Source organism: Pseudoxanthomonas sp. J31 (assembly GCF_000510725.1).
Classification (GTDB): Bacteria; Pseudomonadota; Gammaproteobacteria; order Xanthomonadales; family Xanthomonadaceae; genus Pseudoxanthomonas.
The window spans coordinates 55979-74845 of sequence record NZ_AZNZ01000007.1 but is presented as its reverse complement, the minus strand read 5'-3'; the positions used below and the strand labels follow the sequence as shown (position 1 = coordinate 74845).

The 18867-nt window shown below is 72.1% G+C and carries 20 protein-coding genes and 1 tRNA gene; 13 read left to right on the top strand and 8 right to left on the bottom strand.

All coding sequences use genetic code 11. The features are described 5' to 3' along the window. The first annotated feature begins 57 nt into the window (after positions 1–57). The 13 genes from PSEJ31_RS0109235 to PSEJ31_RS0109175 all read left to right on the top strand — a co-directional run bounded on the left by PSEJ31_RS0109235 (position 58) and on the right by PSEJ31_RS0109175 (position 12390). Complete coding sequence (locus PSEJ31_RS0109235; RefSeq protein WP_026010527.1) at positions 58–612, top strand: hypothetical protein; 555 nt, start codon at positions 58–60, stop codon at positions 610–612. Positions 613–916: 304 nt separating this feature from the next. Then, complete coding sequence (locus PSEJ31_RS0109230; protein WP_019398677.1) at positions 917–1930, top strand: N-acetylornithine carbamoyltransferase; 1014 nt, start codon at positions 917–919, stop codon at positions 1928–1930. 86 nt (positions 1931–2016) lie between these two features. After that, positions 2017–3261: an argininosuccinate synthase gene (locus PSEJ31_RS0109225; protein WP_028915292.1), complete on the top strand. Its 1245-nt coding sequence runs from the start codon at positions 2017–2019 to the stop codon at positions 3259–3261. 1 nt (position 3262) lies between these two features. Continuing rightward, on the top strand, positions 3263–3727 hold the full coding sequence (locus PSEJ31_RS0109220) for a GNAT family N-acetyltransferase (protein ID WP_028915291.1): 465 nt from the start codon (positions 3263–3265) through the stop codon (positions 3725–3727). After that, complete coding sequence (locus PSEJ31_RS0109215) at positions 3721–4173, top strand: GNAT family N-acetyltransferase (RefSeq protein WP_028915290.1); 453 nt, start codon at positions 3721–3723, stop codon at positions 4171–4173. Before PSEJ31_RS0109220 ends, PSEJ31_RS0109215 begins: the two co-directional genes overlap by 7 nt. A gap of 13 nt (positions 4174–4186) precedes the next feature. Beyond that, the gene (locus PSEJ31_RS0109210) at positions 4187–5287 is read left to right on the top strand and encodes an acetylornithine deacetylase (RefSeq protein ID WP_028915289.1); all 1101 of its coding nucleotides are present in this window, start codon (positions 4187–4189) and stop codon (positions 5285–5287) included. Positions 5288–5345: 58 nt separating this feature from the next. Next, positions 5346–6677: an acetylglutamate kinase gene (locus tag PSEJ31_RS0109205; RefSeq protein ID WP_028915288.1), complete on the top strand. Its 1332-nt coding sequence runs from the start codon at positions 5346–5348 to the stop codon at positions 6675–6677. 1 nt (position 6678) lies between these two features. Then, positions 6679–7287 carry a GNAT family protein gene (locus tag PSEJ31_RS0109200; protein ID WP_028915287.1) on the top strand — a complete coding sequence of 203 codons (609 nt, stop codon included), beginning with the start codon at positions 6679–6681 and terminating at the stop codon, positions 7285–7287. Next, positions 7284–8255, top strand: coding sequence for an N-acetyl-gamma-glutamyl-phosphate reductase (gene argC, locus PSEJ31_RS0109195; RefSeq protein WP_019398670.1), 972 nt, complete (start codon positions 7284–7286; stop codon positions 8253–8255). Before PSEJ31_RS0109200 ends, argC begins: the two co-directional genes overlap by 4 nt. Beyond that, positions 8248–9540 (top strand): argininosuccinate lyase, encoded by a 1293-nt coding sequence (argH, locus tag PSEJ31_RS0109190; RefSeq protein WP_028915286.1) that lies wholly within the window; start codon positions 8248–8250, stop codon positions 9538–9540. Before argC ends, argH begins: the two co-directional genes overlap by 8 nt. Before the next feature lie 84 nt (positions 9541–9624). Further along, the gene (locus tag PSEJ31_RS0109185) at positions 9625–9903 is read left to right on the top strand and encodes a YciI family protein (protein ID WP_019398668.1); all 279 of its coding nucleotides are present in this window, start codon (positions 9625–9627) and stop codon (positions 9901–9903) included. Then, the gene (gene proB / locus PSEJ31_RS0109180) at positions 9900–11054 is read left to right on the top strand and encodes a glutamate 5-kinase (protein WP_028915285.1); all 1155 of its coding nucleotides are present in this window, start codon (positions 9900–9902) and stop codon (positions 11052–11054) included. Before PSEJ31_RS0109185 ends, proB begins: the two co-directional genes overlap by 4 nt. Positions 11055–11115: 61 nt before the next feature. Next, positions 11116–12390 carry a glutamate-5-semialdehyde dehydrogenase gene (locus tag PSEJ31_RS0109175; RefSeq protein ID WP_028915284.1) on the top strand — a complete coding sequence of 425 codons (1275 nt, stop codon included), beginning with the start codon at positions 11116–11118 and terminating at the stop codon, positions 12388–12390. Between the two features lie 3 nt (positions 12391–12393). Here the strand turns inward: PSEJ31_RS0109175 and PSEJ31_RS0109170 are convergent, their stop codons facing one another. The 8 genes from PSEJ31_RS0109170 to PSEJ31_RS0109135 all read right to left on the bottom strand — a co-directional run bounded on the left by PSEJ31_RS0109170 (position 12394) and on the right by PSEJ31_RS0109135 (position 18786). Further along, on the bottom strand, positions 12394–13641 hold the full coding sequence (locus PSEJ31_RS0109170; protein ID WP_028915283.1) for an MFS transporter: 1248 nt from the start codon (positions 13639–13641) through the stop codon (positions 12394–12396). An 85-nt stretch (positions 13642–13726) separates the two neighbouring features. Beyond that, positions 13727–13803 (bottom strand) — tRNA-Pro (locus PSEJ31_RS0109165). Positions 13804–13868: 65 nt separating this feature from the next. Further along, the gene (locus tag PSEJ31_RS0109160; protein WP_019398664.1) at positions 13869–14789 is read right to left on the bottom strand and encodes a DMT family transporter; all 921 of its coding nucleotides are present in this window, start codon (positions 14787–14789) and stop codon (positions 13869–13871) included. Beyond that, positions 14789–15835 (bottom strand): UDP-N-acetylmuramate dehydrogenase, encoded by a 1047-nt coding sequence (gene murB / locus PSEJ31_RS0109155; protein ID WP_028915282.1) that lies wholly within the window; start codon positions 15833–15835, stop codon positions 14789–14791. Before murB ends, PSEJ31_RS0109160 begins: the two co-directional genes overlap by 1 nt. Before the next feature lie 10 nt (positions 15836–15845). After that, positions 15846–16898, bottom strand: coding sequence for a quinone-dependent dihydroorotate dehydrogenase (locus PSEJ31_RS0109150; protein WP_028915281.1), 1053 nt, complete (start codon positions 16896–16898; stop codon positions 15846–15848). A 5-nt stretch (positions 16899–16903) separates the two neighbouring features. Next, positions 16904–17182 carry a DUF4190 domain-containing protein gene (locus PSEJ31_RS0109145; protein WP_019398661.1) on the bottom strand — a complete coding sequence of 93 codons (279 nt, stop codon included), beginning with the start codon at positions 17180–17182 and terminating at the stop codon, positions 16904–16906. Between the two features lie 79 nt (positions 17183–17261). Then, positions 17262–18002, bottom strand: coding sequence for a metallophosphoesterase family protein (locus tag PSEJ31_RS0109140; protein ID WP_028915280.1), 741 nt, complete (start codon positions 18000–18002; stop codon positions 17262–17264). A gap of 1 nt (position 18003) precedes the next feature. Then, positions 18004–18786: a class I SAM-dependent methyltransferase gene (locus tag PSEJ31_RS0109135; protein ID WP_198006213.1), complete on the bottom strand. Its 783-nt coding sequence runs from the start codon at positions 18784–18786 to the stop codon at positions 18004–18006. Between the last annotated feature and the right edge of the window lie 81 nt (positions 18787–18867).

Below are 18867 nucleotides of genomic sequence, written 5' to 3'. Positions count from 1 at the left end.
CGGCGTTCAAGGCGCGATCCCTACACTGGAGCCTCCGTTCGCCCCCCACTGGTACCAATGCGACTGTCGTTGCAAATCCCCGTGCTGTGCCTGGCCTGCTCGTTCGGGCTGGCTGCGGGGGCCCAGGAGCCGGACAGCCGCAAGGGCGAACAGCCCGAAGCACCGGTCCGGGTCGTTCCCGCCGAGAACGTCCGCTTCGATTACGCCCAGGTGCTGCGGGTGGAGCCGGTCTACCAGACCCTGCGCGCCACCCGCACCGAGGAGCGCTGCGACGACGTCCCGGTGGTGGAGGTGCGTTCGCGGGCGAGCAAGGCCGGCGCTGAATCCCCGGGGGTGCTGGAGCGGATGGTGGAGTCGGTCAAGGGCATGTTCCGCGAGGAGACGCCGCGGGCCAAGCCGGACCCGGCCCCGGTCTCGGCCACGCCCCGCGGCGGCGCCAACTGCCGCCTGGTCCAGGTCGAGCGCCAGTTCCAGCGGCCGATCGCCTACGACGTGGACTACGTCTACAAGGGCACCAAGTACCGCTCGCGCCTGGCTGAGGACCCCGGCAACCGGCTGCGGATCCGGGTCTCGGTGACCCCCTGGGTGGGCGAGCCCGCGCATTCCCCCTGAGGCGGCCTGCGGACTTGCACGCGCCGCAGGTGCGTGCGACCATCACCGGCCCATGAATACCGACCTTCAGCCGCACGCTGCGAGCGCCGCCCGGATGGCCTCCGGGATGACCTCGCGTGCGCGCCGACCGGAATCCCACTTTTCCGCTGGGTGACCGGAGTGTCGTGCTGTCCGTTCGAGAACCCAGCCCCAGGCTGGGTTTTTTCGTTTCTGGCACGGCAACGGTTTCATGCGCAAAGGACTTTTCCCAGCTAAAGCATCACCCCACGCCGGCCCGCCGGCCACCACCGCAAGGGATCGATCGATGTCTCTCAAGCACTTCCTCAACACCCAGGACTGGAGCCGCCCGGACCTGGATGCGCTGCTCGCCGAAGCCGCCGCGTTCAAGCGCAACAAGCTGGGCAGCGAGCTCAAGGGACGCTCGATCGCGCTGGTGTTCTTCAACCCGTCCATGCGCACCCGCACCAGCTTCGAGCTGGGCGCCTTCCAGCTCGGCGGCCACGCCATCGTGCTGCAGCCGGGCAAGGACGCGTGGCCGATCGAGTTCGACCTGGGCACGGTGATGGACGGCGACACCGAGGAGCACATCGCCGAGGTGGCGCGCGTGCTGGCCCGCTACGTGGACCTGATCGGCGTGCGCGCCTTCCCCAAGTTCAAGGACTGGAGCTACGACCGCGAGGACCGCGTGCTCAAGGCCTTCGCGAAGTACTCGACGGTGCCGGTGATCAACATGGAGACGATCACCCACCCGTGCCAGGAGCTGGCCCACGCCCTCGCCCTGCAGGAGCACTTCGGCACCACCGACCTGCGCGGCAAGAAGTACGTCCTGACCTGGACCTACCACCCCAAGCCGCTGAACACCGCGGTGGCCAACTCCGCCCTGACCATCGCCACCCGCCTGGGCATGGACGTGACCCTGCTGTGCCCGACCCCGGAGTACATCCTCGACGAGCGCTACATCGGCTGGGCCAACCAGAACGTGGCCGAGAGCGGCGGCTCCTTCCGCATCAGCCACGACATCGAGGACGCCTACCGCGGTGCCGACGTGGTCTATGCCAAGAGCTGGGGGGCGCTGCCGTACTTCGGCAACTGGGAGCCGGAAAAGCCGATCCGCGACCAGTACAAGCACTTCATCGTCGACGAGGCCAAGATGGCCCTGACCAACAACGGCGTGTTCAGCCACTGCCTGCCGCTGCGCCGCAACGTCAAGGCCACCGACGCGGTCATGGACTCGCCCAACTGCATCGCCATCGAAGAGGCCGAGAACCGCCTGCACGTGCAGAAGGCGGTGATGGCCGCGCTGGTGCGCGGCCGGTGATTCGGGATTGGGGATTCGTGATTCGAAAGAGCGGGACCGGATCCCCCCTCCATTGCCTACTACTGATTTCTGAGAGAGACGCCCCCATGTCACAAGCTGCTTCCACCAATCCCGAATCCCGAATCCCGAATCCCGCGGCAGCCAGCCGCGACATCGTCCTGGCCTTCTCCGGCGGCCTGGATACCAGCTTCTGCGTGCCCTACCTGAAGGAGCAGGGCTGGAACGTGCACACCGTGTTCGCCGACACCGGCGGCGTGGATGCCGAGGAGCGCGCCTACATCGAGCAGCGCGCCGCGGAGCTGGGCGTGGCCAGCCATGTCACCGTCGACGGCGGGGCCGCGATCTGGAACGGCTTCGTCAAGCCGTTCGTGTGGGCGGGCGAGGGCTACCAGGGCCAGTACCCGCTGCTGGTCTCCGACCGCTACCTGATCGTCGACGCCGCGCTCAGGCGCGCCGCCGAGCTGGGCACCAACGCCATCGCCCACGGCTGCACCGGCATGGGCAACGACCAGGTCCGCTTCGACCTGGCGGTCAAGGCCCAGGGCGACTACCGCATCGTCGCCCCGATCCGCGAGATCCAGAAGGAACACACCCAGACCCGCGCCTACGAGCAGAAGTACCTGGAGGAGCGCGGCTTCGAGGTGCGCGCCAAGCAGAAGAGCTACACCATCAACGAGAACCTGCTGGGCGTGACCATGTCCGGCGGCGAGATCGACAAGTGGGAAGCCCCGGGCGAGGGCGCCCGCGCCTGGTGCGCGCCGCGCAGCGCGTGGCCGGCCGAGCCGCTGCGGGTGACCCTGAAGTTCGTCGAGGGCGAGGCGGTGGAGCTGGACGGCAAGCCGCTGGAGGGCGCGAAGATCCTGGCCCGGCTGAACACCATGTTCGCCCAGTACGGCGTCGGCCGCGGCATGTACACCGGCGACACCGTGATCGGCCTGAAGGGCCGCATCGTGTTCGAGGCCCCGGGCCTGACCGCGCTGCTGGCCGCGCACCGCGCGCTGGAGGAGACGGTGCTGTCCAAGCACCAGAACCGCTTCAAGCCGGAAGTGGCGCGCAAGTGGATCGAGCTGGTGTACGAGGGCTTCTACCACGACCCGCTGAAGACCGACCTGGAGGCCTTCCTCAAGTCCTCGCAGGCCAAGGTCAACGGCGAGGTGGTGCTGGAGACCCGCGGCGGCCGCGTCGACGCGGTGGCCGTGCGCTCGCCGCACATCCTCAACGCCAAGGGCGCCACCTACGCCCAGTCGGCCGACTGGGGCGTGGAGGAGGCCGAGGGCTTCATCAAGCTGTTCGGCATGAGCAGCACCCTGTGGGCCGAGGTCAACCGCTGACGTGAGCGAAGCGGCCGCCCGCATCCTGGTACGCAGCGCCGGCATGGACGACCTGCCGGCGCTGGCGGCGCTGTTCGACGGCTACCGCGTGTTCTACGGGCAGCCGTCGGACCCGACGCGCGCGGCGGCGTTCCTGCGCCAGCGCCTGGAGCGTGGCGACTCGCACCTGCTGCTGGCGGTGGACGCGCAAGGCAACGCCCTGGGCTTCACCCAGCTGTATCCGCTGTTCACCTCGGTCGGCACCGCGCCGATCGAGCTGCTCAACGACCTGTTCGTCGCGCCGCAGGCGCGCGGGCGGGGCGTGGGCCGGGCGCTGCTGCGCAGGGCCGCCGAGGACGCGCGCAAGCGCGGGGCGGTGCGGCTCGAGCTGCAGACCACGGTCGACAACGCCACCGCCCAGGCGCTTTACGCCAGCGAAGGCTGGGCGCGTGCGGACGGCTTCATCGGGTTCAGCAAGGGATTGTGACGATGACCCGACTGCGCATCAGCAACGACCGCAGCGAACTGGACCTCGACCTGATCCACCGTTTCCTGTCACGGGAGGCGTACTGGAGCCGCGGCATCCCGCGGGAGACGGTGGAGCGGGCGATCGCCGGCTCGCTGTGCTTCGGCGGCTACCTCGGGGACGCCGGCCAGGTGGCCTTCGCCCGCGTGGTCACCGACGGCGCCACCTTCGGCTACCTGGCCGACGTGTTCGTGCTGCCCGGGCACCGCGGGCGCGGCCACGGCAAGCAGCTGGTGGCCGCGGTGATGGAGCATCCGCAGCTGCGGGGCCTGCGCCGCTTCCTGCTGGCCACCTCCGACGCGCACGGCCTGTACGCGCAGTTCGGTTTCGCCGCGCTGGCGCGGCCGCAGACCCTGATGGAAATCCTCCGCCCGGACATCTACCAGTCCGCGGCCGCTTCCGCCTGACACACCGGACCCCATGACCGACCTGCTCCAATCCACCCTCGCGCACCTGGAAAAGCTGGTGTCCTTCGACACCCGCAACCCGCCGCGCGCGATTGCCGCCGAGGGCGGCATCTTCGACTACCTGCGCGCGAACCTGCCCGGCTTCCAGGTGCAGGTGGTGGACCACGGCGCCGGCGCTGTCAGCCTGTACGCGGTGCGCGGCAGGCCGAAGTACCTGTTCAACGTGCACCTGGACACGGTGCCGGACTCGCCGCACTGGAGCGCCGACCCGCACCTCATGCGCCGCCTGGACGACCGCGTGGTCGGCCTGGGCGTGTGCGACATCAAGGGCGCCGCCGCCGCCCTGGTGGCCGCGGCCAATGCCGGCGACGGCGACGCCGCGTTCCTGTTCTCCTCCGACGAGGAAGCCAACGACCCGCGCTGCATCGCCGCCTTCCTCGGGCGCGGCATCCCCTACGAGGCGGTGCTGGTGGCCGAGCCGACCATGGGCCAGGCGGTGCTGGCGCACCGTGGCATTTCGTCGGTGCTGGTGCGCTTCAAGGGCCGCGCCGGACACGCCTCCGGCCAGCAGGACGCGGCCGCCAGCGCATTGCACCAGGCCGTGCGCTGGGGCTGCCGCGCGCTGGACCACGTGCAGTCGCTGGCGCACGCGCGCTTCGGCGGCCTCACCGGCCTGCGCTTCAACATCGGCCGCATCGAGGGCGGGATCAAGGCCAACATGATCGCGCCGGAAGCCGAGCTGCGCTTCGGCTTCCGTCCGCTGCCGTCGATGGACGTGGACCAGCTGCTGGCCACTTTCGCCGGCTTCGCCGAGCCGGCCGCGGCGCACTTCGAGGAGACCTTCCGCGGCCCGAGCCTGCCCTCCGGCGACATCGCCCGCGCCGAGGAGCGCCGCCTGGCCGCGCGCGACGTGGCCGACGCCCTGGGCCTGCCGATCGGCAACGCCGTGGACTTCTGGACCGAGGCCTCGCTGTTCTCGGCCGGCGGCTACACCGCGCTGGTGTACGGCCCCGGCGACATCGCCCAGGCGCACACCGCCGACGAGTTCGTGACCCTGGACCAGCTGCGCGGCTACGCCGAGTCGGTCCACCGCATCATCAACGGCCCGCGCTGAGCGAACCCCTTTCCGCGCCGGCCCCGGGCCGGCCCTTCCTTCCCTCCGACATCCGACCGTGAACGTTCCCGCCACCCCGACCCAGATCCAGACCCGCCAGACCATCGTCCGCCTGCTGTCGAGCATGGCCAGCGCCAAGGAGATCAGCCAGTACCTCAAGCGCTTCTCCCAGGTCGACGCCAAGCGCTTCGCGGTGGTGAAGGTCGGCGGCGCGGTGCTGCGCGACGAGCTGGAGGACCTGACTTCCTCGCTGGCGTTCCTGCAGGAGGTCGGCCTGACCCCGATCGTGCTGCACGGCGCCGGCCCGCAGCTGGACGCCGAGCTGGCGGCGGCGGGGATCGAGAAGCAGACCGTCAACGGCCTGCGCGTGACCTCGCCGGAAGCGCTGGCGATCGTGCGCCGCGTGTTCCAGGCCTCCAACCTCAAGCTGGTCGAGGCGCTGCAGCGCAACGGCGTGCGCGCCACCTCGATCACCGGCGGCGTGTTCGAGGCCGACTACCTCGACCAGGCCACCTACGGCCTGGTGGGCGAGGTGAGGAAGGTCAACCTGGCGCCGATCGAGGCCAGCCTCAACGCCGGCTCGATCCCGGTGATCACCAGCCTGGGCGAGACCCCCAGCGGCCAGATCCTCAACATCAACGCCGACTTCGCCGCCAACGAGCTGGTGCGCGAACTGCAGCCGTACAAGATCATCTTCCTCACCGGCACCGGCGGCCTGCTCGACGAGAAGGGCAAGGTGATCGACTCGATCAACCTGTCCACCGAATACGAGCACCTGATCCAGCAGCCGTGGATCCACGGCGGCATGAAGGTCAAGATCGAGCAGATCAAGGACCTGCTGGACAGCCTGCCGCTGGAGTCCTCGGTGTCGATCACCCGCCCGGCCGACCTGGCCAAGGAGCTGTTCACCCACAAGGGCTCCGGCACCCTGGTGCGCCGCGGCGAGCGCGTGCTGCGGGTGGAGTCGTGGCGCGACCTGGACCGGGCGCGGATGAAGGCGCTGATCGAGTCCAGCTTCGGCCGCGAGCTGGTGCCGGACTACTTCGAGCGCACCGACCTGCTGCGCGCCTACGTCAGCGAGAACTACCGCGCGGCGGTGGTCCTGGTGCGCACCGAGGCCGGCACCTACCTGGACAAGTTCGCGGTGCTGGACGACGCCCAGGGCGAGGGCCTGGGCCGGGCGGTGTGGAACGTGATGCGCGAGGAAACGCCGGAGCTGTTCTGGCGCTCGCGCCACAACAACCAGGTCAACATCTTCTACTACGCCGAGTCCGACGGCTGCATCAAGCAGGAGAAGTGGAAAGTGTTCTGGTACGGCATCGGTGGCTTCGACCGGATCGAGCGTTGCGTGGCCCACTGCGGCACGCGCCAGCCCACCCTGGTCGGCTGACATGGCCGCGCCATCCCCCCAGGCCTGGCGCCACGCCCCGGTGCTGGCCGGGCGGCACGCGGTGCTCGAGCCGCTGCACGCCGGCCATGTCGACGGCCTGCGCGTGGCGGCAGAGGAAGGCGGCCTGCACCGGCTCTGGTACACCAGCGTGCCGGCGCCGGAGCAGGTCGAGGCCTACGTCGCCGCCGCCGTGGCCGCGCAGGAGGCGGGCCAGGCGCTGGCCTTCGCCGTGCGCGACGCCGCCGGCGAGGTGGTCGGCACCACCCGCCTGTACGGCCTGGACCCGCAGGTACCGCGGCTGGGCATCGGCTACACCTGGTATGCGCCGCGGGTGCAGCGCACCGGGGTCAACACCGAGTGCAAGCTGATGCTGCTGCAGCACGCCTTCGAGGTGATGGGCTGCGCCGCGGTGTTCTTCGAGACCAGCTGGTTCAACCACCGTTCGCGCCAGGCCATCGAGCGCCTGGGCGCGAAGCAGGAAGGCGTCCTGCGCAACCACAAGCGCCACGCCGACGGAACGCTGCGCGATTCCGTCGTGTTCTCCATCATCGACACCGAATGGCCGGGGGTGCGCAGCCACCTCCGGTTCCGACTGGATTCGCACGCATGAGCAGGAAGTATTCCATCGGCATCGTCGGCGCCCGCGGGCATACCGGCGCCGAGCTGATCCGCCTGGTGGCGGCCCACCCGCAGCTGGAGCTGGCGTTCGTGTCCTCGCGCGAGCTGGACGGCCAGCGCGTGGCCGACCACAACGACGCCTACCAGGGCGAACTGCGCTTCGAGAACCTGGCCCACGAACAGGTCGCGGCCAAGGGCGCGGACGTGGTGGTGCTGGCGCTGCCCAACGGCAAGTCCGGCGAGATCGTCGCCGGCATCGATGCCCAGGCCCCGGACACCCTGGTGGTCGACCTGTCGGCCGACCACCGCTTCGACCCGGCCTGGTACTACGGCCTGCCGGAGATCACCCGCGGCGGCTACCAGGGCCAGAAGCGGATCAGCAATCCCGGCTGCTACGCCACCGCGATGCAGCTGGCGATCTGGCCGATGCTCGAGTACCTGGCCGGCCCGCCGCAGTGCTTCGGCGTGTCCGGCTACTCCGGCGCCGGCACCACGCCCTCGGACCGCAACAACCCCGAGCTGCTGCGCGACAACCTGATGCCGTACGCGCTGGCCGACCACATCCACGAGCGCGAGGTCTCCGCGCAGCTGCGGGTCCCGGTGGAGTTCATGCCGCACGTGGCCCCGCACTTCCGCGGCATCACCATGACCGTGAACATGTGGCTGGCCGAGCCGCTCAAGGCCGACTGGGTGCGCGCGCGCTACGAGCAGCGCTACGCCGGCGAGCCGCTGGTGCAGGTGCTGGAGCATGCGCCGTGGGTGAGCCGCATCGCCGGCCGCCACGGCGTGGAGATCGGCGGCTTCACCGTGGCCCCGGGCGGCAAGCGCCTGGTGGTGGTGGCCACCCTCGACAACCTGCTCAAGGGCGCGGCCACCCAGGCCATGCAGAACATCAACATCGCGCTGGGACTGCCCGAGCTGGCGTCGATCCCGGCCTTCAAGGAGAGTGCCCATGGCTGAGCTGCTGTGGCAGAAGCCCGGCGTGGCGGTGGACGCGCAGATCCAGCGTTTCCTCGCCGGCGACGACGTGGTCCTGGACCGCGAGTTCTTCCTGCACGACATCGCCGCCAGCACCGCGCACGCCGAGGGACTGCAGCGCATCGGCATCCTCTCGGCCGAAGAGCTGGAAGGGCTCAAGCGCGAACTGGCGATCCTGGCCGAGGACTTCCGCAGCGGCGCCTTCGTGCTCGACGAGCGCTACGAGGACTGCCACTCGGCGATCGAGTCGCGCCTGACCGAGCGCCTGGGCGATGCAGGTCGCAAGATCCACACCGGCCGCAGCCGCAACGACCAGATCCTGGTCGCCACCCGGCTGTGGCTGAAGGAGAAGCTGGCGCGGGTGGCGCAGCTGTCGCGCGAGGTCGCGCGGGTGGCGTTGGACCGCGCCGCCGCCGAGAAGGACCTGCCGATCCCGGGCTACACCCACATCCAGCGCGCCGTGGTGTCCTCGGCCGGCATGTGGTGGGCCGGCTGGGCCGAGGCCTTCATCGACGACGCCATCCGCGCCGCCGACACGCTGAAGCTGGTGGACTGCAACCCGCTGGGCACGGCCGCCGGCTACGGCGTCAACCTCAGGCTGGACCGCGAACACACCACCGCCGCGCTGGGCTTCGCGCGCATGCAGGTCAGCCCGGTGTACGCGCAGCTGTCGCGCGGCAAGTTCGAGCTGGCCGCGCTGGAGGCCCTCGGCAGCGCGACCCTGGACCTGCGCCGCCTGGCCTGGGACCTGTCGCTGTACACCACCGCCGAGTTCGGCTTCGTCGCGCTGCCGCCGCAGTACACCACCGGCAGCTCGATCATGCCCAACAAGCGCAACCCGGACGTGATCGAGCTGATGCGCGCCACCCACGCCAGCGTGGCCGCCGCGCGCACCGAGATCGAGCAGCTGCTGTCGCTGCCCTCCGGCTACCAGCGCGACCTGCAGTCCTCCAAGGGCGCGATCGTGCACGGCTTCGCCCGCGGCCTGGCCGCGCTGGAACTGCTGCCGGCGCTGCTGGCCAACCTGGAGTGGCGCGGGGACAAGCTGCGCGCGGCGATCGACTCGGGCATGTATGCCACCGACGTGGCGGTCGAGGCCGCGATCGCCGGCGTGCCGTTCCGCGAGGCCTACAAGGCCGCCGCGGCCAGCGCCGACACCGCGGGGCAGGGGCGCACGCCGGAAGGCAGCCTGGCCGCGCGCACCTCGCCCGGCGCGGCCGCGGACCTGCGCCTGGCCGAGCTGGAAGCGCGCTGGGCCGCCCTGTAAGGGGCCGGCTGGCGCAGTGGTAGACGCGGGCGGCGCGCCGTCCGCGGAAGTGCAACGACGGTTTGCCGACAGGAAGGACGCACCATGAAGCACTACCTCGTCATCGCCATGCGCCGCCCGGGCTTCGACCCGGCCGTGGTCGCGCCGCACCTGGCGTACCTGGACGACCTGGACGCGCGCGGCCTGCTGGCCGCTTCCGGTCCGTTCGCCGACGGCAGCGGCGGCGCCTACGTGCTGCGCGGGCTCGCCAGCCTTGGCGAGGCCCAGGCCGTCGCCGCCGCCGATCCGCTGGCGCTGACCGGCAGTTCCAGCCTGGAGGCGCGCGAGTGGACCCTGGCCGCGCGGGGCAAGGGCCTGGCATGAGCGACGCGGCCCTGTCCCTGCACCTGCAACCGCTGCCGGCCTGGCGCCGTGCCGTGCTGAAGGTCGGCAGCAGCCTGCTGGCCGCCGATGGCGGCGGGCTGTCGCCGCGCTTCGCCCTGGGCCTGGCACAGTTCGTGTCCTCCTCGGTGCTGGCCGGGCGCGAGGTGGTGGTCGTGTCCTCCGGCGCGGTCGCCGCCGGCCGCGCCATCCTGCCGCGCGCGGCCGAGGCCGGCGCCGCCATCGCCCAGCGCCAGGCGCTGGCCGCGCTGGGCCAGGCACGCCTGATCGAGCTGTGGCAGCGCTTCTTCGAGCGCCCGGTGGCGCAGGTGCTGCTGACCCACGACGACCTGCGCAACCGCCGCCGCTACCTCAACGCCCGCGCCACCCTCAAGGAGCTGCTGGCGCTGGGCACGCTGCCGGTGGTCAACGAGAACGACACCGTCTCGGTGGACGAGCTCAAGCTGGGCGACAACGACAACCTGGCGGCGATCGTCGCGGCCCTGATCGATGCCGACGTGCTGTTCATCGCCACCGACATCGACGGCCTGTACGACGCCAATCCGCGCGGCAACCCGCAGGCCCGGCTGGTGCCCGAGGTGGCCGAGCTGACCGCGGAAGTGCTGGCCATGGCCGGCGGCAGCGGCAGCGCCGTGGGCACCGGCGGCATGCGCACCAAGCTGGAGGCCGCGGCCAAGGCCGGCGCGGCCGGCATCGACACGGTGCTGTTCAACGGCCGCCGCCCGGAGGTGGTGCGCGAGCTGGTCCACGACCGCCTGCATGGCACCCGCATCCGCGCCGCGCGCAGCCGCATCGCCGCGCGCAAGTACTGGCTGCGGCACGCGCCGGTGGAGCGGGGGGCGCGGATCGTGGTCGACGCCGGCGCCGCCGCCGCGCTGGCGGCCAAGGGCGCCTCGCTGCTGCCCGGCGGCGTGGTCGCGGCCGAGGGCGAGTTCCGCCGCGGCGACATGGTCGAGGTGGTGGTGCGCGGGGACGGCGGCGTGCGCGCCGTGGCCCGCGGCATCAGCCAGTACTCGGCGGTGGACGTGGCCCGCATCGCCGGCCGCCACTCGCGCGACATCGAGTCGATCCTGGGCTACAACTACGGCGGCAACGTGATCCACCGCGACGACCTGGTGCTGCTGCCGGCCTGAGCCGGCGCCAGCCCCGGCCGGCGCGGCATGGCCCGGACCGAACCAGGAGCAGGGAACGACCATGAGCGACATCAAGACCCAGGCACTGCAGGCGCGCGAAGCCGCGCTGGCCATCGCCCAACTGTCCACGGAAGGCAAGAACGCGCTGCTGCGGGCGATGGCCGATGCGCTGGAGGCCGACGCGGCCGCGATCCTGGAGGCCAACGCGCGCGACATCGAGGCGGCGGTGGCCAAGGGCGTGGGCGCTGCCATGCAGGACCGCCTGCGCCTGGACGACAAGCGCCTGCAGGGCGTGGCCAACGCGCTGCGCGAGGTGGCGGAACTGCCGGACCCGGTGGCCCAGGTGACCCGCGCCTACGACCGCCCCAACGGCATCCACGTCGAGCGCGTGCGCGTGCCGCTGGGCGTGATCGCGATGATCTACGAGGCCCGCCCCAACGTGACCGCCGACGCCGCCGCGCTGTGCCTGAAGGCCGGCAACGCGGTGATCCTGCGCGGCGGCTCGGAGGCGATCCATTCCAACACCGCCATCGCCGCCGCGCTCAAGCGCGCCCTGCGCGAGGCCGGGCTGCCGGAGGCGGTGGTCACCCTGGTCGAGGACCTGCGCCGGGAAACCATCCTCGAGCTGATCCAGCTCAACGACATCGTCGACCTGGTGATCCCGCGCGGCGGCGAGGGCCTGATCCGGTTCGTGGCCGAGCACGCGCGGGTGCCGGTGATCAAGCACTACAAGGGCGTGTGCCACCAGTACGTGGACGCGCCGGCCGACCTGGGCATCGCCCTGGAACTGCTGGTCGACGGCAAGGTCTCGCGCCCGGCCGCGTGCAACTCGCTGGAAACCCTGCTGGTGCACGCCGACGTGGCCGCCTCGTTCCTGCCGCGCGCGGCGCGCGAACTGCGCGGGCGCGGGGTCGAGCTGCGCGGCTGCGAGCGCAGCCGCGCGATCGTGCCGGACATGGTCGAGGCCACCGAGGACGACTACGCCGCCGAATACCTGGACCTGATCCTGGCGGTGCGCGTGGTCGATGGCCTGGAGCAAGCCATCGAGCACATCCAGCGCTACACCTCCGACCACACCGAGGTGATCGTCACCGCCGACGCCAGCCACGCCGAGCGCTTCGTGCAGGCGCTGCGCTCGGCGGTGGTGATGGTCAACGCCTCCTCGCGCTTCTCCGACGGCGGCGAGCTGGGCCTGGGCGCGGAGATCGGCATCTCCACCACGCGCCTGCACAGCTACGGCCCGATGGGCCTGGAGGCGCTGACCGTGGAGCGCTTCGTGGTCCGCGGCGAGGGCCAGGTGCGGCACCCGGACCTGCTGGCGCAGGCGGACGAGTAGGCCTTACCAGCGGTCCTCGAGGTGGCCCGGGCGGCACGCCGCCCAGGCGCCGCACAGCATCAGCAGCACGCACCCGGCCAGGAACGCGAACGAGGCGCCCCAGCCGTGGCTGCGCGCGTGCAGCAGGCCGAACAGCAGCGGGCCCAGGCAGCTGAGCGCGTAGCCCACGCCCTGGGTGAAGCCGGACAGCGCCGCCGAGCCGGCCGGCGAGCGCGTGCGCAGGTTCACCAGGGTCAGCGCCAGCGGGAAGGTGCCCGGGCCCAGGCCCAGCAGCGACACCCACAGCACCGGCGCGGCCAGCGGCGCCCAGTACAGCCCGGCGAAGCCGGCCAGGTGGCAGCCCGCGCACAGCAGGGCGATGGGGTAGGGATTGCGCAGGCGCGCGGCCAGCGCCGGCATCACCAGCGCGCTGGCCAGGCCCAGGGCCGAGAACAGCGCCAGCATGGTGCCGCCGAACGCGGCGCTGGCGCCGGCCTCGACCATCAGCCCCGGCAGCCAGGTGAACAGTGCATAGGTCACCAGCGAGGTCATGCCGAACATCAGCGCCATGCCCCAGCCCAGGGCGGTGCGCCAGACCCGGCCGCGGGCGGCCGCCGGCAGTTCCGGCGCCGCGTCGCCGGGCCGCACCGCCGCCTCGTACACCCGCGCCAGTTCGCTGCCGGGCTCGCGTTCGCGGCGCAGCACCAGCAGCCACGGCAGCAGCGCGGCCAGCGCCAGCAGCGTCCACAGGCCCAGCGACGCCCGCCAGCCGGCCGCGGTGGCCACCGGCACCGCCAGCAGCGCCGGCAGGATGGTGCCGACCTGCAGCACGGTGATGTACAGCGAGCTGAGCGTGCCCACGCGCTCGGGGAAGTAGCGCTTGACCAGTGGCGGCAGGATCACGTTGCCGATGCCCATGCCGGCCAGGGCCACGGCCGAGGCGGCCAGCAGGGCGGCGCTGGAGCCGCCCAGGGCGCGCCACAGCAGGCCGGCGCTGGCCAGGCCCATGGACAGCGCCGCGGTGCGTTCCAGGCCCAGCCGGTGCGCCAGGCGCGGGGTGCCGACGCCGGCGGCGGCGAAGGCGGCGGTGGGGACCATGCCCAGCAGGCCGGCGAAGGCCGGGCCGAAGCCGAACTCGCGGCCCAGCACGTCCAGCAGCGGGGTCAGCGAGGTGACCGCGGTACGCAGGTTGAACGCGGCCAGCACGATGCCGGCCAGCACCAGCGCGCGCCCGGAAGTCCTGGCCGCGCCTGCGGAAGGGGATGCATGCATGCGATGGCCTCGCGGCGGCTGCGGTTTTTCCGGATCCCGGAAAGCAAAAACCGGCGCCAGGCCGGTCTGCGTACCGCTTGAAGATTGGTCGGGGAGACAGGATTCGAACCTGCGACCTCTACGTCCCGAACGTAGCGCTCTACCAGCCTGAGCTACACCCCGACAGGGCGCGCATCATACTGGATATCGAAGCGGCTGGGCAAGGATTTCCCGAAAAATTTTTCACCTCACTCGCCGGGCTTGGCCGCGGTGGTCGGGGCGCCGGTCGCCGCGCGCCGCGCGAGCACCGCCTCGCGGTGCGCGATGTAGGCGTTGGCGGCCAGGATCACCAGCGCGCCGGCCAGGGTCCAGGCATCGATCGCCTCGTCGAACAGCAGCCAGCCGAACACCGCCACGATCGGCAGCTGCATGAAGCCGATCGGGGTCAGCGCCGAGACCTCGCCCAGCTTCAGTGCGCGCGTCCACAGCATGTGCCCGCCGGTGCCGAACATGCCGGCGGCCACCACCCACAGCCAGGCGGTGCCCTGCGGCCAGGTCCACACGCCCAGCGCCGGCACCAGCGACATCGGCACCCACAACAGGGTGGTCCAGATCACGATGCGGTCGGCCGGCTCGGTGGCCGACAGCTGCTTGATCTGGATGGCGACGATCGCCGACAGCAGCGCCGCCATCACCGCCACCAGGGTGCCGGTGCTGAAGCCGGTGGTGCCGGGGCGCACGATCAGCAGCACGCCGATGAAGCCCAGCACCACCGCGGCCCAGCGCCGCGCGCGCACGCGCTCGCCCAGCATCGCCGCCGCGGCGATGGTGGCGAACAGCGGGGTGGAGTAGGACAGCGAGATCGCCTGCGCCAGCGGCAGGTGGCCGATCGCCCAGAAGCCGGCCAGCATCGAGCAGATGCCGACCAGGCAGCGGAACAGGTAGCGCGGGAAGTGCTGCGTGCGCAGCAGCCCGGGGCCGTGGCGCAGCAGCAGCGGCAGCGCCGCCAGCAGGCCGAAGAAGTTGCGGAAGAACGCCACCTCGAAGGTGTGCAGGCTGGCCGAGGCCAGCCGGATCGCCACCACCATCAGTCCGAACAGCGCGGTGCTGCCCAGCATCAGCAGCGCGGCACGCAGCGGTACCGGAAGCGGGCGGCGCGCGGAAGACATCAGCTTCCCCAGTCCGCGCCGACCAGGCGTGGCTCCGGTTCCAGCGCCACCCCGAAGCGTTCCCGCACCGAGGCGGCGATGCGCCGGGCCAGGTCCAGCAGCTGCAGGCCGGTGGCGCGGCCGTGGTTGACCAGCACCAGGGCGTGGCCGGCGGACACCCCGGCGTCGCCGTCGCGGAAGCCCTTCCAGCCACAGGCGTCGATCAGCCAGCCGGCCGACAGCTTGCGGGTACCGGCCGCGTCGCCGGGGAATACCGGCAGCGCCGGGTGCGCGGCGCGCAGCGCCTCGGCCAGCGCCTGCGGCACGATCGGGTTCTTGAAGAAGCTGCCGGCGTTGCCGACCCGTGCCGGGTCCGGCAGCTTGCGCCGGCGGATGCGGATCACCGCCTCGGCCACCTCGCGCGGGCCGGGCGCGGAGGCGCCCATGGCGGCCAGCTCGTCGGCCAGTCCGGCGTAGTCCAGGCGCGGCGCGGCGGTGCGCGACAGCTCGAATTCCACCGCGGCCACGATCCAGCGCCCGGGCTGGCGCTTGAACGCGCTGTCGCGGTAGCCGAAGGCGCAGGCGGTGCGGTCCAGCCGCACCCAGCCACCGGCCTGCAGGTCCCAGGCCTCCACCGCGGCGATGTGCTCGCCGACCTCCACGCCATAGGCGCCGATGTTCTGGATCGGCGCGGCGCCGACGCTGCCGGGGATCAGGGCCAGGTTCTCCAGGCCGCGCAGGCCTTGCTCCACCGACCACATCACCAGGCCGTGCCACTCCGCGCCGGCCTCGGCGCGCACGCGCACGCGCCCGCCGTCGTCGTGCAGCAGTTCCACCCGGCGGCCGCCCATCACCAGCACCGCGCCAGGCGCGTCGCCGGCGAACAGCAGGTTGCTGCCGCCGCCCAGCGGCAGCAGCGGCAGGCCGCGCAGCTGGTCCAGGACCAGCGCCTCGGGCAGGGTGGTGCTGTCGTTGACCTGCAGCAGCCAGGGCGCGCGAGCGGGCACGCGGAAGGTGTTGCGCGCGGTGAGGTCCGCGTCGCGGACCAGCTGGTAGAGAGCAGTCATGCCGGCGGGATCATGCGTCGGCGGTGCCGCGGCTGGGGGCTTCCTTGCGCCGGCGCATCGCCTCCACGCATTCGGCCACCAGCTCCGGGCCGCGGTAGACCAGCCCGGTGTAGCACTGCACCAGGACCGCGCCGGCGGCCATCTTGGCCACCGCGTCGGCCCCGGAGAGGATGCCGCCCACGCCCACCAGCGGGATCGACTCGGGCAGGCGCGCGCGCAGGCGGCGCAGCACGAAGGTGGCCTGGTCCATCAGCGGCGCGCCGGACAGGCCGCCGGCCTCCTGCGCATGCGGCAGGCCCTGGACCCGGGCGCGGTCGACCGTGGTGTTGGTGGCGATCACGCCGTCCACGGCCAGGTCGGAGAGCACCCGCGCGGCGGCGTCGATGTCGTTGTCGCTCAGGTCCGGGGCGATCTTGACCAGCACCGGCACGCGCTTGCCGTGCTGCGCGGCCAGCCGCTCCTGCGCCTCGCGCAGGGTGCCGACCAGGCGCCGCAGCGCCTGTTCCTCCTGCAGCTCGCGCAGGCCGGCGGTGTTGGGCGAGGAGATGTTGACGGTGACGTAGTCGGCCAGCGGGTAGACGCGTTCCAGGCAGTACAGGTAGTCGCTGGCGGCGTCCTCGTTGGCGGTGTCCTTGTTCTTGCCGATGTTGATGCCCAGCAGGCCGCCCTTGCGTTGCGCGCGCTCGACGTTGCGCACCAGCACGTCCACGCCGTCGTTGTTGAAGCCCAGGCGGTTGATCACCGCCTGCGCCGCCGGCAGGCGGAACATGCGCGGCTTCGGGTTGCCGGGCTGCGGGCGCGGGGTCACGGTGCCGACCTCGACGAAGCCGAAGCCCAGCGCCAGCAGCGCGTCGATGTGGGCGCCGTTCTTGTCCAGGCCGGCGGCCAGGCCGACGGGATTGGGGAAGGTCAGGCCCAGCACGCGGGTCGGCAGCGGTGCGCTGCGGCGTGCCAGCAAGGCGATGGTGCCGCTGGCATGGGCCAGCTCCAGCGCCTTCAGGCCCAGGCCATGGGCGCGCTCGGCGTCGGCGCCGAACAGGAAGGGCCGGGCCAGGGAATAGATCGACATCAGCCCACCGAGGCCAGCCAGGCCACGCCGCCCAGGAACAGGAACACCACCATCAGGCCGAGCAGGCCCAGCACCACCGGCGCCCAGCCCAGGGCCAGGCCGACCAGGGCCATGCCGTCGCCGTCGAGGGTGCCGCCGGAACGGCGGATCTCGGAACGGGCCATGTGCCCGGTGACGATGGCCACCAGCGAACCCAGCAGCGGCAGCAGCGTCCAGCCGAGCAGGCCAGTGACGAGGCTGGTGACGGCCAGGGGGCTGGTCTTGGGGATCTGGTTCATTCGGTTTCCTGGGGGGTTCGGGGCGGCCGTGGCGGCGCGCAGGGGCGATTATTCCAGAAACCCGCGGCGCCGCCGCGGTTCAGGGCATGCGCCCGGTGCGCAGGGCATGGGCCCAGTCCGCGCGGCCCAGCTCCGCGGCCCGGTGCGCAGCGGCCTGGTGGTCGTACTCCACGGCCACCAGGTCGGCGTGCCAGCCGCCCCCGCGCCGCTCCAGCACGGCGTAGCGGGCGTGCGGGGTGCCGGTGCCGGACTGGTGGCGCACCGGGTACTCCGTATCGAATGCCGGCAGGCCGACGCTGCCGGGATTGCAGGCCAGGCGGCCGTCGTCCAGGCGCAGCTGGCGCGGGGTATGCGAATGCCCGCACAGCACCACCGCCGCGCCGGCGGCGTCGGGGTGGTCCAGGCGCGCAGCCACGGCGTGGGCGCTGGCCGCGACCAGCACCGGTGGGGCGATGTCGTCCAGCAGGTACTGCAGGTCGCTGCCCGGGGTGCCATGGCAGAGCAGCACCTCGTCCAGGCGCAGGCGCGGGGGCAGGGCGCGGATCCAGTCCAGCTGCGCGGCGGTGAGCGCCTGGCGGGCGTGGGCGTCGGAGGGGGCCAGCCCGGCCGGGTCGCCCAGCAGCTGGCGCTCGTGGTTGCCGGCGATGGTGGGCAGGTCCAGGGGGACCAGCCGCTCCAGGGTCTCGCGCGGCCACAGCGGGCCGGAGACGATGTCGCCGAGGTTCACGGTGAGGTCGCAGCCGCGGCGGGCGATGTCGGCCAGCACCGCCTCCAGCGCGGGCAGGTTGCCATGGATGTCGGAAATGGCGGCGATGCGCATCTCAGTCCGGGGTGCCGACGAAGATGCGCGTGTCGTAATCGAAATCGACGCGGCCGTCCACCGCGGTGGCGGCAAACAGCCCGTCCAGCGCGGCCATCATCGGCGCGTGCCGGGGATGGCCGGGGCGCGGGGCGTAGGAGGAGGACAGCAGGCGCCCGCGCAGCGCCTCCAGGTCCAGCCGCTGCGAATGCGGGAAGCGGGCCAGGCCGCGCAGGCCGCGGCCGAACCAGCGGCGCATGTGCGCGTCGTCGCCGTAGCGCTCGGACACGCTGGTGTAGTCCAGCCCGTACTCGCGCAGCAGGCGCTCGTAGCCTTCCAGGAAGGGCGTGCCGGCCAGCCGGCGCGAGTTCCAGTACACCGCCACCAGCCCGCCCGGGCGCAGGATGCGGCGCCATTCCGGCTTCACCGCCTGTTGGTCGAACCAGTGGAAGGCCTGCGCCGCCGAGACCAGGCCGACGCTGTCATCGTCCAGGGTGGTGGCCTCGGCGCGGCCATCGACCGCGCGGAAGCGCGGATGCTTGCCCAGCCAGTCGACCGCCGCCTGGCGCATGGCGGCGTTGGGCTCCACCGCGACCACCGGGTGGCCTGCATCGAGGAACAGTTTCGCGGAAATGCCGGTGCCGGCGCCGATGTCGGCCACCGGCCAGCCAGCGTCCACGCCGTGTTCCTCGCGCAGCCATTGCAGCAGCGCCGGCGGATAGCCAGGCCGGTAGCGGACGTAGTCGGCGACGCGGTCGCTGAAGCGGGTGGTGGGGCTGAGGTCTTCCGCCACTGGAACCTCCATGCCGGCTGCAACGGCCACGTGCCGGTTGCGGGGCGCGGCCCGGCCGGAATGCCGGAGCCGCGCGGTGCGACCGGCGGCGGC